16 protein-coding genes and 4 pseudogenes are annotated in these 18693 nt (G+C 40.4%); 9 read left to right on the top strand and 11 right to left on the bottom strand.

The annotated features are described in order from the left end of the window. The 9 genes and pseudogenes from ACFINW_RS00100 to ACFINW_RS00060 form a co-directional block, all read left to right on the top strand. A pseudogene (locus ACFINW_RS00100) lies at nt 1-1313 on the top strand (tol-pal system protein); the annotation flags it as partial. Nucleotides 1314-1331: 18 nt separating this feature from the next. Then, nucleotides 1332-2819: a tRNA lysidine(34) synthetase TilS gene (tilS, locus tag ACFINW_RS00095; protein WP_375673608.1), complete on the top strand. Its 1488-nt coding sequence runs from the start codon at nt 1332-1334 to the stop codon at nt 2817-2819. A 114-nt stretch (nt 2820-2933) separates the two neighbouring features. Continuing rightward, nucleotides 2934-5096, top strand: coding sequence for an ATP-dependent zinc metalloprotease FtsH (gene ftsH / locus ACFINW_RS00090; RefSeq protein ID WP_375632033.1), 2163 nt, complete (start codon nt 2934-2936; stop codon nt 5094-5096). Nucleotides 5097-5649: 553 nt separating this feature from the next. Further along, on the top strand, nt 5650-7023 hold the full coding sequence (gene glmM / locus ACFINW_RS00085; RefSeq protein ID WP_375611769.1) for a phosphoglucosamine mutase: 1374 nt from the start codon (nt 5650-5652) through the stop codon (nt 7021-7023). A 267-nt stretch (nt 7024-7290) separates the two neighbouring features. Further along, nucleotides 7291-7912 (top strand): annotated as a pseudogene (locus ACFINW_RS00080) (IS607 family transposase). After that, complete coding sequence (locus ACFINW_RS00075) at nt 7909-9105, top strand: RNA-guided endonuclease InsQ/TnpB family protein (protein ID WP_375673606.1); 1197 nt, start codon at nt 7909-7911, stop codon at nt 9103-9105. The pseudogene ACFINW_RS00080 and the gene ACFINW_RS00075 overlap by 4 nt, the downstream one beginning before the upstream one ends. A gap of 310 nt (nt 9106-9415) precedes the next feature. After that, the gene (locus tag ACFINW_RS00070; protein ID WP_375673604.1) at nt 9416-9637 is read left to right on the top strand and encodes a hypothetical protein; all 222 of its coding nucleotides are present in this window, start codon (nt 9416-9418) and stop codon (nt 9635-9637) included. A 119-nt stretch (nt 9638-9756) separates the two neighbouring features. Continuing rightward, nucleotides 9757-10002: pseudogene (locus ACFINW_RS00065) on the top strand (HigA family addiction module antitoxin). A gap of 200 nt (nt 10003-10202) precedes the next feature. Next, on the top strand, nt 10203-10409 hold the full coding sequence (locus ACFINW_RS00060; RefSeq protein ID WP_375673602.1) for a type II toxin-antitoxin system RelB/DinJ family antitoxin: 207 nt from the start codon (nt 10203-10205) through the stop codon (nt 10407-10409). A gap of 851 nt (nt 10410-11260) precedes the next feature. Here the strand turns inward: ACFINW_RS00060 and virB11 are convergent. The 11 genes and pseudogenes from virB11 to ACFINW_RS00005 all read right to left on the bottom strand — a co-directional run. Next, nucleotides 11261-12313 (bottom strand): P-type DNA transfer ATPase VirB11, encoded by a 1053-nt coding sequence (virB11, locus tag ACFINW_RS00055; protein WP_375620972.1) that lies wholly within the window; start codon nt 12311-12313, stop codon nt 11261-11263. Nucleotides 12314-12330: 17 nt separating this feature from the next. Then, nucleotides 12331-13509: a type IV secretion system protein VirB10 gene (virB10, locus tag ACFINW_RS00050; RefSeq protein ID WP_375673601.1), complete on the bottom strand. Its 1179-nt coding sequence runs from the start codon at nt 13507-13509 to the stop codon at nt 12331-12333. A 27-nt stretch (nt 13510-13536) separates the two neighbouring features. Continuing rightward, a complete protein-coding gene (gene virB9 / locus ACFINW_RS00045) occupies nt 13537-14388 on the bottom strand; it encodes a P-type conjugative transfer protein VirB9 (RefSeq protein ID WP_375630944.1) in 852 nt (283 codons plus the stop codon). Between the two features lie 2 nt (nt 14389-14390). Then, complete coding sequence (locus tag ACFINW_RS00040) at nt 14391-15062, bottom strand: virB8 family protein (RefSeq protein WP_375620969.1); 672 nt, start codon at nt 15060-15062, stop codon at nt 14391-14393. Then, on the bottom strand, nt 15059-15346 hold the full coding sequence (locus ACFINW_RS00035) for a type IV secretion protein VblB7 (RefSeq protein WP_375673599.1): 288 nt from the start codon (nt 15344-15346) through the stop codon (nt 15059-15061). Before ACFINW_RS00035 ends, ACFINW_RS00040 begins: the two co-directional genes overlap by 4 nt. Nucleotides 15347-15383: 37 nt before the next feature. Beyond that, nucleotides 15384-16313, bottom strand: coding sequence for a type IV secretion system protein (locus ACFINW_RS00030; RefSeq protein WP_375673598.1), 930 nt, complete (start codon nt 16311-16313; stop codon nt 15384-15386). A 26-nt stretch (nt 16314-16339) separates the two neighbouring features. Further along, nucleotides 16340-16744 (bottom strand): EexN family lipoprotein, encoded by a 405-nt coding sequence (locus ACFINW_RS00025; protein WP_375655746.1) that lies wholly within the window; start codon nt 16742-16744, stop codon nt 16340-16342. A gap of 65 nt (nt 16745-16809) precedes the next feature. Further along, nucleotides 16810-17013, bottom strand: a complete 204-nt coding sequence (locus ACFINW_RS00020; RefSeq protein WP_375613229.1) for a hypothetical protein — start codon at nt 17011-17013, stop codon at nt 16810-16812. A gap of 26 nt (nt 17014-17039) precedes the next feature. Next, on the bottom strand, nt 17040-17444 hold the full coding sequence (locus ACFINW_RS00015; protein WP_375673595.1) for an EexN family lipoprotein: 405 nt from the start codon (nt 17442-17444) through the stop codon (nt 17040-17042). Between the two features lie 295 nt (nt 17445-17739). Next, entirely contained in the window at nt 17740-18144 is a 405-nt protein-coding gene (locus ACFINW_RS00010; RefSeq protein ID WP_375620962.1) for an EexN family lipoprotein, read from the bottom strand. Between the two features lie 295 nt (nt 18145-18439). Then, a pseudogene (locus ACFINW_RS00005) lies at nt 18440-18693 on the bottom strand (hypothetical protein); the annotation flags it as partial.

The raw sequence follows: 18693 nt of genomic DNA, 5'->3' as shown, positions 1-18693 counted from the left end.
TCAATGCAGTGAAAGAAGCACCTGAAGCAGCTGATAAAGCAGCATCTGATGCAGCGGAAAAAGCCACTGACGCTGTTAATAAGGCTGTTGATGCTATGAAAGAAGCACCTGAAGCAGCCGATAAAGCAGCATCTAGCGCGGCGGAAAAAGCCACTGACGCTGTTAATAAGACTGTCAATGCTGTGAAGGAAGCACCTGAAGCAGCCGATAAAGCAGCATCTAGCGCGGCGGAAAAAGCCACTGACGCTGTTGATAAGGCTGTTGATGCAGTGAAGAAAGCACCTGAAGCAGCCGCTAGCGCGGTGGAAAAAGCCACTGACGCTGTTAATAAGGCTGTTGATGCTGTGAAGAAAGCACCTGAAGCAGCTGATAAAGCAGCATCTGATGCGGCGGAAAAAGCCACTGACGCTGTTGATAAGGCTGTTGATGCAGTGAAGAAAGCACCTGAAGCAGCTGATAAAGCAGCACCTGATGCGGCGGAAAAAGCCACTGACGCTGTTAATAAGGCTGTTGATGCAGTGAAAGAAGCACCTGAAGCAGCCGATAAAGCAGCATCTGATGTGATAGAAAAAGCTACTAGTGTTGCGGAGCACCAAGGGATTATTTTAGAGAATCAACAGGCTTTATTTAAAGATTATGATTTAGATAAGCTTTTGCATAAGATACGAATGGTGCTTGAGCATAACAGTTTAAAAAATGTTAACAAGCAGTTTCACGAGCTTTTTGATACAGAAGCCTCTTCTGTTTATTCTTGTTCTTTTGAAAAGTCTACTATAGATGAAAAATCTCAGACTGTAAAAGAAGAGATGGAGCAGGACCATAGTACAGGTGACCAGACAAAGGTTGCTGCTGTAGAAGCTAAGGTGGAGAGCCATGACCATGAAAACAGTCAACCTTTTAACAAAGCGCATGAAGTAAGTGCTCCAATTGAAGCACATCAGAGTGACAATCTTTCTTCTTCTAAAGCTTTGTATAAGGAAGGGTATGATTTTATTCGTTCTGCTAACTATGTTGATGCTGAAAAAAGCTTTTGCGCTTTTCAAAATCGTTACAAAAAAGATCCTTTGAGTGATGATGCTTTATTTTGGTTGGCCGAATCTTTGTTGGGGCAAAAACGCTATCATGAAGCAGCACAAGTTTATCTTACCGCATGGTATGCAGATAAAAAGAAGCTCTATACCTCCGAGATTTTACTGAAATTAGCAAGAAGTATGGTCGCTCTTGAGCCAAATAAAGACGATTGTGCTCATTTTGTGAAAAAATCAAAACGTCAACAAACATTAGCATCTGTTTTTTGTAAACCTGCAAAATAAACAGCGAGGTCGTTTTCGGTGTGCGTTAGACTGGCAAGAAATCTCTTTAAAACATCGGATTTTATTCAATGTCAGAAGTTGATTCTTGCCGTCTCAGGGGGAAGTGATTCTTTGGCTTTGATGTTTTTGGTCAAAGAGCATTTGGAAACACTCGTATTTCCTCCAGAAATGATTGTTGTCACGGTTGATCATCAATTGCGTAAAGAATCGATGCGTGAGGCAGAAACTGTTGCGAAAATTTGTCGTGTCCATGATATTCAACATATCACTGTGCGATGGGAAGGCGAAAAGCCAAAGACGCATATTGCTTCCAGCGCGCGTGTTGCACGCTATGATCTCTTGGTTAAAGAAGCACAAAAACAAGGCGCATCACTTATTATGACGGGGCATACACTCAATGATCAGGTTGAGACCTATCAAATGCGGTATCAACGTCTCCAAAAGAATAGAGGTGCTTTATATAGTGGAGCTGTTGCCATGCGCGATGAGGTTTATGCCAGTGGTTTTGCTGGTATTTTGCGCGGTGAAGCCGAGGGTATACGTGATGAGGATCATACCAGAAAAACAAGAAAAAATATTGCCGAAAAAAACTATGGTCCCCTCTATGAACGTGGTTTATCCTGTATTCCGCGTGAGGCGCTGTTGCATAGAAAAGTGCGTTTGATTCGGCCACTCCTTGGTGTAAAACGCCAAACATTACGGAATTATTTACGCTTACAAGGACAAACATGGATTGATGATCCAACCAATGAAGATCGCAATTTTGAACGTGTGCGCGTGCGTCAATCTCTTTCTCCACAAAAATTGGCTTATATTGCTCAAAAAATAAATGAAGCCGCATTGCAGCGTCGTCAACAAGCCAAAAATATTGCTGATTTGATCTTAGCACTGGATATTACTGTCCAACATGGACGTTGTTTCATAGCAAAGCCTGCGCTATTTTTACAGAAACATTCCAGTTTTCCTTTCGTGGTGGGGCTCTTTGCTGTGCTGATGGGAGGGGGATTTTATTTGCTCCCCAATCAGAAATTAAGCATGCTTGTTCAAAAACTCTGTCTCGATTCTCCAGAAAAGCGGCGTTTTACTTATGCGGGCTCTGTTATTGAATATAACAAGCAGGGAATTTCTTTGTGGCGTGAAGGGCGAAATATGAAAGAGGCTATTGTTGAGCCAGATAAAACTTTTATATGGGATGGGCGCTATCATATCACAAATCATGGATATGAGGCTATAAAGGTTGGAGCCGCAAATTTAGAACAGCTGAAATTTTTATTAAAAAATAGCGATTTTGAGCTTGAAAAGCCTCATTTTCCCTCTTTACAATCGCTGCTGATGATCTCAAATCATAAAGGGTATGATATTCCAGAGTTGATTTCTCAAGCAGTTGTTCATAAACATGTTATCGTCAAGCGGATTATGGCACCTTTCGATTGGCTTTCCTCACGAGAAGATGCAGCCTTGGTGAATGTTGTGGAACCTTTTTTTAATATTGAGGTGAAAAGATAAAGGAAAATTACTCTAAAAGAAAATAAACAGCTTCTCATCCCTTGGCAAGGGGCTGACAAGGTTATATGTTAAGGGGAACTGTTTGAAATCTATATTTGATTAAGTGGGCTGAATATGAATTCCAATTACCGCTCTCTCCTTATTTGGGGAGTTATTGCATTGATTTTGATTGTGTCGTTTTCTCTCTTTAATGGAGATAGCCAACGTTCTGGTGGTGGAGAAGTCTCCTATTCTGAATTTTTGCAAAAAGTTGAGAATAATGAGTTGAAATCTGTGACCATTCAAGGTCAAAAATTAACAGGAAAAACCATTGAACATAGAGCTATTTCAACCTATGCTCCTCGCGATCCAGGTTTGATACAAAAATTGGAAAGCAAAAACGTTAATGTTAAAGCTATTCCTGAAAGCTCTGGAAATAGCATTTTCCTCAATCTCCTCTTTTCCTTATTACCTGTTATTATTATCGTGGGGGCGTGGGTCTTTTTTATGCGGCAAATGCAAAATGGATCACGCGGTGCAATGGGATTTGGGAAATCGAAAGCAAGATTGCTTAATGAAGCGCAAGGACGTATTACCTTTAAAGATGTTGCTGGCGTTGAAGAAGCAAAGCAAGATCTTCAAGAAATTGTTGAATTTTTACGCGAACCACAAAAATTTCAACGCTTAGGGGGGCGTATCCCACGCGGTGTTTTGCTTGTTGGTCCTCCAGGAACCGGTAAAACTTTGCTAGCACGTTCTGTGGCCGGTGAAGCCAATGTGCCATTCTTTACCATTTCAGGGTCTGATTTTGTGGAAATGTTTGTTGGTGTTGGGGCAAGCCGTGTGCGCGATATGTTCGAACAGGCTAAAAAAAATGCACCTTGTATTATCTTTATTGATGAAATCGATGCTGTTGGGCGCCATCGGGGGGCTGGTCTTGGCGGTGGAAACGATGAACGTGAACAGACCTTAAACCAGTTGCTTGTCGAAATGGATGGGTTTGAGCCCAATGAAAGTATTATTCTTATTGCCGCAACAAACCGTCCCGATGTGCTTGATCCCGCTTTGTTAAGACCAGGGCGCTTCGACCGACAAGTTGTTGTGCCAAACCCTGATGTTTCTGGGCGTGAACAAATCTTGAAAGTGCATGTGCGCAACGTGCCTTTAGCGCCTAACGTTGATTTGAAAATTTTGGCAAGGGGAACACCAGGATTTTCCGGTGCGGACCTGATGAATCTGGTCAATGAAGCTGCTCTTATGGCTGCAAGCCGTAATAAAAGAGTTGTCACGATGCAAGAATTCGAAGATGCCAAAGATAAGGTGATGATGGGGGCGGAACGTCGTTCAACCGCTATGACACAAGAGGAAAAAGAACTCACTGCCTATCATGAAGCAGGACATGCTATTGTGGCTCTTAATGTGCCGGTTGCTGATCCTGTCCACAAAGCAACAATCGTTCCAAGGGGAAGAGCATTGGGAATGGTGATGCAATTGCCTGAAGGCGATCGCTATTCTATGAGTTATCGGTGGATGATTTCTCGTCTGGCCATTATGATGGGTGGACGTGTGGCTGAAGAATTAAAGTTTGGAAAGGAAAATATCACATCTGGTGCTTCTTCTGATATTGAACAAGCAACGAAATTAGCTCGCGCGATGATCACACGGTGGGGATTTTCTGATCTGCTTGGAAATGTAGCTTATGGCGATAACCAAGATGAAGTCTTTTTGGGTCATTCTGTTGCGCGAACACAAAATGTCTCTGAAGAAACAGCGCGCATGATTGATATGGAAGTGCGTAAGCTTATTGATGATGCCTATAAAAATGCGACAAACATTTTGAAAACAAAAAGAAAAGAATGGTTTGCTTTGGCACAAGGTTTGTTGGAATATGAGACTTTAACGGGAGCTGAAATTAACGAAGTTATTGCAGGAAAGCCTCCTTCACGCACACAGAAAGATGAGGGTGCTGCGCCACGGGGGTCTTCTGTTCCAAAAACTGGAAAAATGAAGACAGAGACAACAGTGGTAGATGAAAAAAACGCTGAAGCAGCCCCTAAAACAGTGCTTCATAAAGCAGAGACAGATAAAGGCGAAGCAGGCAAAGCAGAGGCAGCTGTTGGGAAAAAAACAGCAAAATCCGGTAATGTTGAGCCTAAGGAGGCTCAGTCTAAAGAAGTGCAATCGGATGAGACTGAGAAAAAAGCACAAAGCACAAAAGGTACTACAAAATCAGTCAACCGCTCTAAAAGTAATGCTGAAAAGAAGTCCAATACTGCGGGACATGATAAAGAAAAATAAGAACTGTTTAATATCGCTTGAGTGACGATGTTTTAGGAAAACTTCTAAATTCTTTGAGAAAGGCGCAAGTTTTGTTTGCGCCTTTCTTGTAATATTTGCAAAAATATGGAAGCAAAAAATTAAGCAAAGCCGTTGTATGATGGCGGCTTTAGCATGCTACAAGGCGAGGTGGACTGTTGCTTTTCTAATGTGGTAGGGGGGTGTAAGGTTAGGCGATAGATTTCCTTGCTGATTTGGTAGGGTATGAGGTTTGGTGCTGGATTTCTTTACGGATTTAGCAAGGGTGTGAAATTATCCGTTGGTTGTGTTAAAGGGATGTATAGAGCATTTTGAGGAGATAATATTGCTTTTATGTGTAAGGGTGTAAACATAATTGCTTGAGAGTAGTTTAGATGTGTAGATGGTGAATAGGGGGCTTGATTGTCTAAATGCATGAAGGTTTAAGATCAATGATCTGATTTTATACGGGGAGAGGAGGACTATTGTACCAAGGGGGCTTGTTAGGGTTTTAAGGAAAAGCCAAGGGAAGAATTATATATTAAAGGAAAGAGGCATGGTGCAAAAATATTTTGGTACAGATGGAATTCGGGGGAAAGCCAATTCATTTCCTATGACACCCGATTTTGCCATGAAGGTGGGGATGGCTGTAGGGGTTTTATTTCGCTCACAACATCAATCTCATCGTGTGGTGATTGGCAAGGATACACGATTATCGGGCTATATGTTGGAAAACGCTTTGGTTTCAGGATTGACTGCTGCGGGGATGGAAGCTTTTTTATTGGGGCCAGTGCCAACGCCTGCTGTTGCAATGCTTTGCCGCTCTTTGCGCGCGGATCTTGGGGTGATGATTTCTGCTTCTCATAATCCGTTCTATGATAATGGAATTAAACTTTTTGGTCCTGATGGTTTTAAGCTTTCAGATGATATGGAAGCGAAAATTGAACAATTGATCGATACAGATCTTTCAAAGTCTTTAGCAAGTTCTGCCGAAATTGGTTATGCAAAACGGGTTGAGGGAGATATTTATCGTTATATTGAATATGCCAAACGAACTTTGCCGCGTGATGTTCGCTTAGATACTGTGCGTATTGTTGTGGATTGTGCCAATGGGGCTACTTATAAAGCGGCTCCCCGTGCTTTATGGGAATTGGGGGCTGAAGTTTTTGCTATTCATGATGAGCCCAATGGGACCAATATTAATCAAAAATGTGGATCAACCGATTTAAGCTCTTTAAAACGAAAAGTGCATGAAGTGCGTGCTGATGTGGGGATTGCTCTTGATGGAGATGGAGATCGGGTTCTCATTGTTGATGAAAAAGCACAAACGGTTGATGGAGATCAGTTGATTGCTGTAATTGCTGAAAATTGGCATAAAATGGGACGATTACGGTGCAATGGTGTTGTCACAACGATTATGTCAAATCTTGGACTAGAGCGTTTCTTGAATAGCAAAGGGTTGCACCTTGTAAGGACAAAAGTTGGAGATCGTTATGTTGTCGATGCCATGCGCCAAAAGGGATATAATGTTGGTGGTGAGGCTTCTGGCCATATCGTGCTTAGTGATTTTGGTACAACGGGTGATGGCTTGGTGGCTGCATTGCAGATTTTAGCCTGTATGAAGGAAAGTCAAAGCCCTATGAGCCAATTGTGTAAACGGTTTGAACCTGTACCGCAAATTTTAAAAAATGTAACGATTAAAAATAAAAATGTCTTGAAAAAAAATCCCGTCAAAGCGGCCATTGATCAAGCAGAGAAGCGGTTGGGAAAAGAGGCAAGGCTGGTGATCCGCGCTTCTGGAACGGAACCGGTTATCCGCCTTATGGCTGAAGGCGATGCACGAGAAGTATTGGACACTGTCGTGACAGAGTTGATGGATGTTATTATTCATCATGATGTACGCATGGGGACTGCACTTGAGGAATCTTGAATTTTTTGAAAAAATTATCAGATCATCTTTGAATAAAGGTCTGATTTTAATGCGGGGTTTTGGCAATTACAAAAGGAAAGTCCAATTCTAATAACTACAATGCGTATAGATTTCTCTATAGTTCGTAAGATATGAAAAATATGCCTTTTTTTGATTTTCCTTTTTCTTTTACTTATTCGTAAACCGGTTATTAGTTTAACAGAGTTTGTAGTGGGGGCTTTACCAGCTTACTTATAATCTATTTATATCTGTGTAATAATATACATTATGGATAGATTTATTGGGATAGGTAAGTCCGCTCAAGTTTTGGGTGTTTCGATCAGCACTCTACGCCGTTGGGAATGTGAAGGCAAAATTATTTCTGAGCATACGGCAGGAGGTCACCGCCGTTATGACCTATCTAGGTTTAGATCTGGGCTTTTCATTCGAGAGAACTGTCACAAAGAAAAACCATTGCTTATGCGCGTGTATCGAGCCATGATCAAAAAGACGATTTAGAGCGACAAAAACAGGTTCTCGAGCTTTATTGCGCAAGCCAAGGTTGGACTTATGAACTCATCTCTGATTTAGGGTCAGGGATGAATTATCGTAAAAAGGTCTTAAACGTTTATTGGATGCTCTCATTGAAAATGAAATAGGTCGTTTGGTGATTACGCATAAAGATCGTTTATTGCGCTTTGGTGCGGAATTGGTCTTCGCCATTTGTGAAGCCAAACAAGTTGAGGTTGTCATTCTCAATCAAGGAGAAGAAAGCAGTTTTGAAGAAGATTTAGCCAAAGATGTTTTAGAAATTATTACTGTCTTCAGTGCTCGTCTTTATGGAAGTCGTTCGAGAAAAAATCAAAGATTATTAGAGAATGTTCGTCAAGCTGTAGAGGCATCGCAATGATTATTGCTCACAAAATAGCTCTAGACTTAAACAATAAACAACGAAGCTACATGGCTCGAGCCAGTGGTTGCGCGCGCTTTGCTTATAATTGGGCACTGAAGGAATGGCAGCAGCAATATGAAGCATGGAAGAAAGATAATAATTTACCAAAGCCTAATGACTATGCGCTACGTAGACAATTCAATTCTCTAAAACGAGAACAATTTCCATGGATGATGGAAGTTACTAAAAATGCTCCACAAATGGCAATTACTCAATTGGGTGTGGCTTTTAAGAATTTCTTTTCAGGGAGAAGCCGATATCCCACTTTTAGAAAGAAAGGAGTGCACGATCGTTTTACTTTGACCAATGATCAAGTACAGTTGCAAGGTTTCAAGATAAGAATTCCCAAGCTTGGTTGGGTTCGTCTGCGAGAACAATTGCGATTTCAAGGAAAGATCTTGTCAGCAACCATTAGCCGTAAAGCGGATCGGTGGTTTGTAAGTCTTAGCGTTGAAACAGATAATCAAGAGTCACTGAGCGAGAACCAAGCTATTGTTGGTCTTGATTTGGGCATCAATGCACTTGCAACGCTTTCGACAGGAGAAACCATAGGAGGCGTTAAACCTTATAAGGCTTTGCTAAATCGTTTACGGCGCTTATCACGAAGGCTAAGCCGTAAGCAAAAAGGCTCGAGCAATCGTTATAAGGAGAAACAAAAACTCGCTAAGCTTCATGCACGGATAAGTAATATCAGAACAGATCATTTGCATAAGGTTACAACAGATTTAATTCAGCGTTTTGGTACATTTTGTCTGGAAGATCTTCATGTAAAAGGTTTGCTGAAAAATCAGCATTTATCGCGTGCCCTTGCAGATCAAAGTTTTTTCGAGTTTCGCCGTCAATTGGAATATAAGGCGGCACGTTATGGTCGACAGATTGTTATTGCAGATCGTTGGTATGCGAGCAGTAAGATCTGCCATCATTGCGGATGTAAGATTGAACAATTGCCTCTTAACATACGTGAGTGGAGATGTTCTCATTGTGGTACGAACCATGATAGAGACATTAATGCCGCGATTAATTTAAAAAACTTGGCGGTGAGTTCCACCGTGTCAGCCTGTGGAGAGGAAGGCTCTGGCCAATGTCCTGTGACTTTGGTGAAACCAGCCTCGAAGAAGCAGGAAATCAACAGTATATTTAATCAGAAATGATTATATTTACATAAGTTTGATAGAACGGGAGTTTAAGTGTTATTCATTCTTTTTACTGGACATACAGCGGGTGCAGCGCCCCATGAACATCAAACAGCAATGAGTATTGTGGTTATATCATCTTGATGTTTTTAAGTGCCGCTGCCAATTGGAGATATGATACGCTCCTATTACGTTTAGCTCCTCCTAATTATGAACTTATACTTTTCCAATAATTAGTAGAATAATGAGAAAGAGATGAGAATGATCAATTTTTTTCACGATAGTTCTAATATTTATAAAGTAAAAAAAGCTATGTGATGTAAAAATAATGAACATTTTTTGGATTTTGGAAGGGTACACTCTATATTCATTTACAATTTTAAGATTTAAACATAAAAGGATTGAAACCTTCTATAATACTGGTACGACTGAAGGGATTAGAACCGCCCATGCTCAAAAATTAAAGCGTATTCTAAGTGCTCTTGAAGGAGATGTATCGCCAAAAGATTTTGAGTTATCCGTCTTTTTGATTACATCTGCTAAAGGGTGATTTCAAGGATTATTAGTCAATTACTGTAAATGGAAATTGTCGCGTAATATTTCGCTTTGATAGCATAGATGTCGAAATGGTTGATTATCTGGATTATCATCAAAAAGGAGATCTAAACAATGATGAAGAATCCTTCACATCCCAGTGAATTATTGCGAGAAGATGTGATCAAAGAGCTTGGTTTATCCTTTAATGAAGCAGCAGAGTAGCTTGGTATATCTCGTGTAGCACTTTCTAGAGTTTTAAATGGAAAAGCCGCTATGAGTGCTAATCTTGCTATTAGGCTTGAAATGGCTGGTGTAAGCACAGCACATGCTTGGCTTGCTATGCAAACAAATTATGATCTATCAAAAGCAATTTTTTAACAACAGTCTCATGATCAAGATTGCATAAAAGAGTTTCAAATGGCAGTTAAGTTTTTGCAACAGAGACAACAGGAGAAAATCAACGCAATAGCGCGTGCAAGATCAATAGATATGATACGGTAAGGGCAAGGATAAAGCCTTATGCTGTATAAGCCCTATTAAGCCATATGACACAAGAGAGCTAATCAAAAGAGTTTAATATGGGTGTGACAAAAGACGTTGTATGTGCCTGCATAGATAGGGCGTTAAAAAAATCCGGTGAAATATTAGCAAGTTTAGGACTTCCGGTGTCTGATTTCATACGAATTTCTTTAGCTAAAGTTGTTGATGAAAGAGGATTGCCGTTTGATATGTATATTCCTCATGCGAAAACGCTTAAAACTTTTGAGAAAAGTGACAAGGGTTAAGAGAAGTGACAAGGGTTAAGAGAAGTGACAAGGGTTAAGAGATATAGCTGAAGATAGGTAAGATTTGTTTTGTCATTTGGATATTTGATATTTCTGATCATTCACTTCAAATGAGCTTTTCATTTACATCATTATCGTTATGGGTGTTTTCCGTATATTGAATGATGTATGCAAACCGTGATTGAAATGGCAGCTTATTGAATTTCTGTGAAAGAAGAAGGCATATCGCCTGAATAATTATTTGATATTGTTTCTTTTATTGCTACTCATTCAGATGTTGGTGGTTTTATGCAAGGAATGAGGTGAAGCCAAGGAAAGTTAGGTTTAAAAGCATAAGAGTAAAAGTGGGGGATATAAGGTTATACCCTTTTGGGGTGGTCAAAATATTCCGGTGTTGATCGAAGATATTTACAGTCAATCATCTTGAGGTAATTTGACAAAATCAGAGAGGAATGCATTGAAGAAAAATTTAACTGCGCCTTGATGAATATCGAAAAGAATAATAATGGATAAGGCACATAAAGCAGGACCTCGTATATTAAAAGGTGTTTGTGAAGCTTTTGTCTGAAGCTAAAGGTAAAACTGATACTAAATTTTGTATCGATATTCCTGCAAATATTGATGTCAAAAAAAAATCAGAAAAAATATAGGGTTATAGATATCATTTTCGGCACGTTTTGGTTTTCCTGTGGGGCGCATTCGTGATTGGGAATGGGGATGATATTTTTACTTCTTTTTACTTGTTGTTTTCGATTATTGACACTGAACTTGAAGCGATTAATCGTGTTTTTAAGAAAGCTCTATTGGTATAGTTTTTGCTTATAAAAAAGGGTGTGAGGGGTAGCGTTTTTTTAAAAAGCATCACGGCGTTTGAAAGGATCGTAATAGATTTCTGTTACACGAAATTTTCCTTCGAGGCGTTTACATTGGATGATGACATCAATCATCGAGATTAATAAGCCGCGGATATCATCGCGTGCTAAATTACCACCACCGTCACTTTCTTTGACTAAAAGGGTCATTTGTTCAAAGGCTGCAAGGGCTGTTGAGGCGTGGACGGTGGTAATGGAGCCGGGGTGACCAGAATTGACATTACGGATATAGTAAAAGGCTGTACCATCACGCAGCTCTTGTAGAAGGATTCTGTCGGGGCGCATGCGTAATCCTGATTCAAGCAGTTCTTTTGCGCCTGCTTTTGCTAAGCCTTGGTTATCTTTTGAATAAAAGAGCTGCACTTTGTTGGCGTGCGGAACGACAAGTTCTGGTGTGTCTTCAATGGTGAGAATTCGTTCATAGTCAGGGATTTTTGCAATCAAAGCTTTGGAGAGGGTTGTTTTACCAGAACCGGTTTTGCCCGATATTAAGATATTTTGTTGTGTAATAACGGCTCTTTCTAAAAAGTTGCTAAAGTCTTTGGCGATAAAGAGATCTGTTAGCTCTTTGTCTGTATCAGAGAGTTCGGATAATCGTTCTGTCATTTGTTGCGTGGGTGTGAAACTGGTGTTTTGGGCGACAGAAAACAGATTGTTTTCATGTAAACTTTCAAGAGAAAAAGTGCGTGATGAAGGTTTACGAATGGTCATGCTAATGGTATTGGCTGCAACAGCTGGAGGCATAACAATTTGTATGCGTTCGTTGTTTGGCAGTGTTGCGGAGAGAACGGGGTTTTCTACACTGATTTTTTGTGTTGTGTAGGCAGCAACAACTTTTGCAATCCCTTCTAGTTCGCTGTAGGTTAGCTCTTTTAAGATGTGGGTTTGCCAACCATTGGGACCCTCAACGATTACTTCGCCAGGGCGATTGATGACAATTTCAAATAAATTGTCATCATTGAGGAAGTCATCTAAGATCTTTAATTTTGTTAAAACGATGGAGGCGCGTTCTGCATTTTTTGCTGATGGCATAATGTGACTTTATTGGCTTAATGAAAAAAGGAATAGCTGGGAGTAGAGCGGTTTCTTTTGCTCTTTACGACTAGTTTATAGACAGAGGAAAAATCGAGATCTTTTGCTACAAAGATGTTGACCAGTTCGCCTTGAAATTTTTCTAGGGTAGGAGGAATATTGATTTGATTTTCAAGAGCAATACTGGCGGCCTCTTTTCCAGTGTTGTTTGCGCCTTCAAAACCGCCGCCTCCAGAGTTGTTTGAACCTCCTTTATTGGAATTGCCTACTATTTTATTTGTTAAAACTGTTGTGGCACCATCAATAACGGTGAGTAAAAGGGAAGAGCCAAAGCGTTCCCACCAATGGGTGTTGATGTTGCCATCAAAACCAGCTCTTCCTAAACTGTCTGTTGCGGGTGAGGCAAGGTCGATGATGACACCGGTTGGGGTTTTTGCTCTTGTCCAGAGTACAAAGAGGCGAGATTGACCTTGTTTTATCCCTCCGCGGTATTCGCCAATCACTTGGGTTCCTTTATCAAGCAAAACAACGCGCCCATTGTCAGAGAGGATATCACGGTTGATGATGCAGCTTGCAAAGCCTGGTTGCTCACTGTTTAATGCGGTTTCTAAGATACAGGGAATAGAGGTTCCCATGGCGATGATAAAGTTTCTATTGCCGATGAGTTTTGCTTTTGCTTTTGCTTCTTCTGTTTTGGTAGGCTTTAATAGGGTTGCAAAATTTTGTGTGTCTTGAAGGGCAGGAGAATTTTGCGCATTCGCGAGATTTTCAAGGGCATGGAGTTTGTCAAAGGGGTTTAGAGTGGTGTTGACGATGTCTTTTAATTGAGATTTAGAGCCTTTGGCAAAAGCTAAAACAGGGGCACGTCTTGCGGCATCAAGTAGTGGGTCATCTTTTTTGGGTTCTTGTGCGAGTGGTTGTGGGGGTGGTAAGGTTATTGGTGCTATGTTTGCACGCGGGTCAGAGGGGGCGAGCTCTAAAGGAGCGAGGGAATTGTGAAAGCTTTTTTCTTGTTTTTTATGAGCTTTTGCGGTGTCTTTTTGTTCTGTGGGGGAGGATAAGATGTTCCAGAGCACATAGCCGCAGATTCCTATACAGGCTATTGCGACAACTATTTTTTTGCCAGCGGTTTTGGCGCTATTGTTTTTGCCATCCCCAATAGATCCGCGATCTTCGATGATTGGTTTATCACTCATGTGTTGTCCCCTTCAATTCCCGCTTATTTAAAGATCTGATGCAATTTTACGTTCAACAGATGGTGAGGTTGTTCCGGTATTTGGATTTGTGCCTTTTGGTTGATAGGCTTCGTTAAAGACGCATAGGACGTTTTTTCCCTGTCTTAGGGTGAAGCGTGCGCTAATGGCATGGACAATCACCATGTTGCCTCTTGTGGTTTTGGGAACCAGCGATTCTGTACCGTCATTGCTGACAATGTAAATGGCAGGGATTTCTTGGTTGTCTGGAAATGTAAATGTTGTGGTTTTGCCATTGTCATAAACGGAGGAGGGTTCAAGAGTGATAGAGCCTTGAGCGGTGTAAGCCCAATTGCGTGGTCCGTAGGTTTCAGAAGCGTTGAAGACATTATCGATACGCTGGGCTTGTTGTTTTTCTTGTCGCATAAGGGCTGCGAGTCTTCTTTGTTCTGCTTCTTCTTGTGGGTAGCGAAATTTCACAAGGAAATATGTTTCTTGTCCAGATGAAATTTCCCCATCTTTGACCATGAGTTCAAATTGATAGGAGCGCTTTGAGCCATCAAGCTTTGTGGTGACGACTTGGAGATTGGTAATGGGTTGGACTTCTCTTGCCTTTAGAAAAAGAATATTGCCAGCGGGAGCGACTTCCCATGCAACGCTGTTGCCAATTGCCACATGGGCAATTTCTTCATTGGGAGAAAATTCTATTTGTACCGATGAGCGTATGGAGCCAATAATTTTTGTGACATTATAGGCATCATAGTTGATAAAGCGAATGCGGCTATCGCTTGGCGCACGGGTGGGAAAAATACTGGCATGGCTAGGCGTTAAAGAAAGGGTAATAGCGATGTTAAGAATGAGAAAAAGAATTTTTTTTGTCATGATCAGTTGACCACTTCCGGATCGGTTCTATATTCACTAACAATAAACCCTAGAGGATTTATCAAACGGTTTTGGACAGAGATAGGGGCATTGATGTATTCAAAGGTAAGTGTTGCAACCCAGTGGGTGATGAATTCTTTGTTGTTGTCGTTGTCGTGAATGGTTCTGTAGTAACGCACTTGGGCAACATCGTCATTGATAAAGGAGATTGATTTTATTGTTATTGTAACAGCGGCGTGTTTATAGAGAATTTGAGGACTTTGGGGATTTCTTGCTCCATACCAGCTGGCAAATCTTTCCTGTTCTTCTGAAGAAGAGAGGAGGGAGACGGTTTGGAAGTTGTGTTGTGTTTCTTCTGTGGTGAAGCCTTCACGGGAGCGGACATATTTTGCAGCAAAGTAGCGTGTGATTGCTTCATCGACATTGGTGGGACCTTCTTTTAAGGCTTCCACAACTTCGGTGATGCCGGTTGAATTGTCCACACGGATGACAAAAGGTTCCACGGTTTTAAGGGGTGTGAGGGTGATGACTGCGAGAGAAGACATTATTGCAACAGCAACCGCGATGCCGGCAATGGCAAGCGAGACGCGGGTGGTGCGGCGTGAGGCGAGCATGCGATCTTGATCAAACGAGCGTGCTTCAGCAATGTATTGTTCTATATCTTTTTCTTTCATGCTTTTTGCCCGCAATTTTTGTAAGATTTGATTTCTTCATCCGTTAATTTTTGTGCCAGAAGCGTTTCCAGCTTGCCTTCTTTTAGGGATGAAGGGGTGTTGTTACTGATGATAATGGGTGTGGGCGTGGGTTTTTTTCCTTCCCAATTCCACATTGATCTGTTGAGTGGACGTTTAGAATATCCATCACACTTTGGGAGTGACTTCAGTGTGTTTGGTGAAGACACACAGCCACTGAGAAAGAGAAATGGTAAGATAATCCCAATTTTTTTAAATTCCCGCATTTGAACTTAGACCTTTGCTAATAGTGATGCTAGTTTTTTATTTTAATAGTGATGCTAGTTTTTTAACGCCCTTTGCTATCGTGTTGGCTGTTGCTTTAGCAGCTTTACCTGTTAGTTGAGCCGTTGTTTTAGCGACTGGTCCTGATCCTGTAAGAGAAGCCCCCCCAGAGGCTAAAGCTGATGCGATATCAGGGAGTCTGAGGAAAAGGTGAATACCACCAATACCAACAACCAAGAACTGAATTAAAGTAGTGAAGATATTTTTAATACCTTCTGAAAAAACGTCCATTGAAATCTTGACATATAAACCACCAAGCAGCACGACTAACACATATAAAATGATGAAGTTTGCAACTTGCCCTAACCATGCTTCTGTGAATTTTCTGGTTGAGGAAAATATATAGAGGCTTATGAAGAGTGGTCCTATTGATATGACAAGAAACAAACCCAATTTAGCAAATAATGAAACAACAAAACCGACTAGACAAAAAAAGATAGCAGCAACTAGGCAGATAAAACCAGCAATCCATGTCGCAATAAACATCCCCATTTGAGTCAGACCTGTGTACTGGTTTGCTGCGTCCAAAACCTGTGCTCCAGCTTTGTTTATCATATTGTCCCATACATTTCGATCCACATGTGCTCCTTGTGTGACATTTGAAATGGCATTCGGCAGATCATGGAAAAATATACCACTGACCCACTCATTATAAAGAGCAGCATTTGTGGCAAGTGAAACAACGATGCCGAGTTTGAAAGTTGTTACTATAAATTCCCATAAGGGCATGGAAGAGCGCCCATAGATGATATTGTAGCCCATAAATATAATGTAAATTGTACAAGATAGCTTAAGCGGAGCACCTAAGCTTGATGAGAGGTTGTTAATGACTTTATCCATTGTCTCTGTGAGGGGCTCCATCAACATATTGTCGATATAAGAAAATATGCCTTTGCTTTCTACTGCCATTGAGATGCTCCGCTCTTCATTATGTCTTAATTATTATTCTGTTGTTCTTCTGCCGCGCGCTCTTTTGCTCTTCGTTCTTCTTCAGCGCGTTCTTTTGCTTTTTGTTCAGCTCGGAATTTTTCATTCTCAGCTCTCATTTTTTTAATTCTGGCTCTCATTTCAGCTTCGGAATCTCTAATCATTTTTTGAAACTTTTCATCATCTTCACGCTCTCTTTCTGCTGCTTTTGCTTCATATTCTTTCTGAAGTTCTAAAAATGCTAACCGCATGTTTTCACAATTTTTTGAAGTTCCTGCAAATCCACATTTCGCATCCCACTCGAAGCGTAAATTTTTATCTTTTTTAAATTCTGCAACGCTATAGGTTTTTTCACATCCAGCAGCGATAAGCCCTGTGCAAAGTAGCAATGTTGTTATGAGAACTTTATTCATCAATATTTCCCCTTTTTCCTTTCAGTTTTACAAGTTTTGAGCACAATCTTTAAATTATGCTTGTGTTATCGGTTTTTATAACCAGTGATGATAAATCTAGAGCACAGACATAATGTTGCCATAAATATATTATAGAGTGTACAAAACTCTTTAAGTTGAGCAGCTAAAGCGCAATAGCGATGTGTAATGGTGCTATCTATTGCCTCTGCAAGGGGATCCATCAACATATCATCTATGTCAGTAAATACGCCTTTCGTTATTATTGCCATTTAGATGCTCCGCTCTTCATTATGTTTTAATGGTTATTTTGTTGTTCTTTTGCCGCTCTCTCTTTTGCTTCCTGTTCTTCTTCAGCACGTCGCTTTGCTCTTTGTTCTTCTAATTTTTTTTGAGTCTCAGCTCTCATTTTTTCAAGATCAGCTTTTTGTTTCGCCATAAATTCTTCATATCTTTTGCGATTGTTCTCTTCCGCTTGACGCTCTCTTTCTGCTGCTTGTGCCTGACGTTCCTTATCAAGTTCTAAAAATGCTAACCGCATGTTTTCACAATTCTTTGAAGTTCCTGCAAATCCACATCTAGCATCCCACTCTAGGCGTAATTTTTCATCTTTTTTAAATTCAGCGACGCTATAGGTTTTTTCACATCCAGCAGCGATAATTCCAGTGCCAAGTAGCAATGTTGTTATGAGAACTTTATTCATCAATATTTCCCCTTTTTCCTTTCAGTTTTACAAGTTTTGAGCACAATCTTTAAATTATGCTTGTGTTATCGGTTTTTATAACCAGTGATGATAAATCTAGAGCACAGACATAATGTTGCCATAAATCTATTGTATAGTCTGTAAGGTTCTTTAAGTTGAGCAGCTAAAGCGCAATAGCGATGTGTAATGGTGCTATCTATTATTTTTGTAAGGGGGTCCATCAACATATTGTCTATCTTAGTGAATATGCCTTTGCTTTCTACTGCCATTGAGATGCTCCGCTCTTCATTGTGTCTTAATGGTTATTTTGTTGTTGTTTTGCCGCGCGCTCTTTTGCTTCTTGTTCTTCCTCAGCACGTCGCTTTGCTTCTTGTTCAGCTAGTATTTTCTTAGTATTAGCTCTCATTTTTTCAATCCAAGCTTTTTGTTTCGCCATAAATTCTTCATATCTTTTGCGATCGTTCTCTTCCGCTTCACGCTCTCTTTCTTCAGCTTTTGCTTCATATTCTTTTTGAAGTTCTAAAAATGCTAACCGCATGTTTTCACAATTTTTTGAAGTTCCTGCAAATCCACATCTAGCATCCCACTCTAGGCGTAATTTTTCATCTTTTTTAAATTCAGCGACGCTATAGGTTTTTTCACATCCAGCTGTGATGAGCCCTGTGCAAAGTAGCAATGTTGTTATGAGAACTTTATTCATCAATATTTCCCCTTTTTCCTTTCAGTTTTACAAGGTTTGAGCACAATTTTTAAATTATGCTAGGTTATCGGTTTTTTATAACCAGTGATGATAAATCTAGAGCAGCGACATAATCTTGCCATAAATCTATTGTATAGTCTGTAAGGTTCTTTAAGTTGAGCAGCTAAAGCGCAATAGCAATGTGTAATGGCGCTATCCATTGTTTTTGTAAGGGAATGCATTACAGTATTATCTATCCAAGTGAATATGCCTTTGCTTTCTACTGCCATTGAGATGCTCCGCTCTTCATTATGTCTTAATGGTTATTTTGTTGTTGTTTTGCCGCGCGCTCTTTTGCTTCTTGTTCTTCCTCAGCACGTCGTTTTGCTCTTTGTTCTTCTAATTTTTTTTTAGTGTTAGCTTCCATTTTTTTTAGTCTGGCTCTCATTTCAGCTATATCTTCTTCTTCTCTTTTACGATTTTCTTCTGCAATTTTTGCCTGACGTTCTTTCTCAAGTTCAGCGCCTGCTACTCTTAGGTTTTCACAATTTTTTGAAGTTCCTATCCCTC

Origin of the sequence: Bartonella sp. AA18HLJMS, assembly GCF_042197245.1 — a bacterium.
Taxonomy (GTDB): domain Bacteria; phylum Pseudomonadota; class Alphaproteobacteria; order Rhizobiales; family Rhizobiaceae; genus Bartonella.
This window is presented reverse-complemented; position numbering and strand designations above follow the sequence as displayed.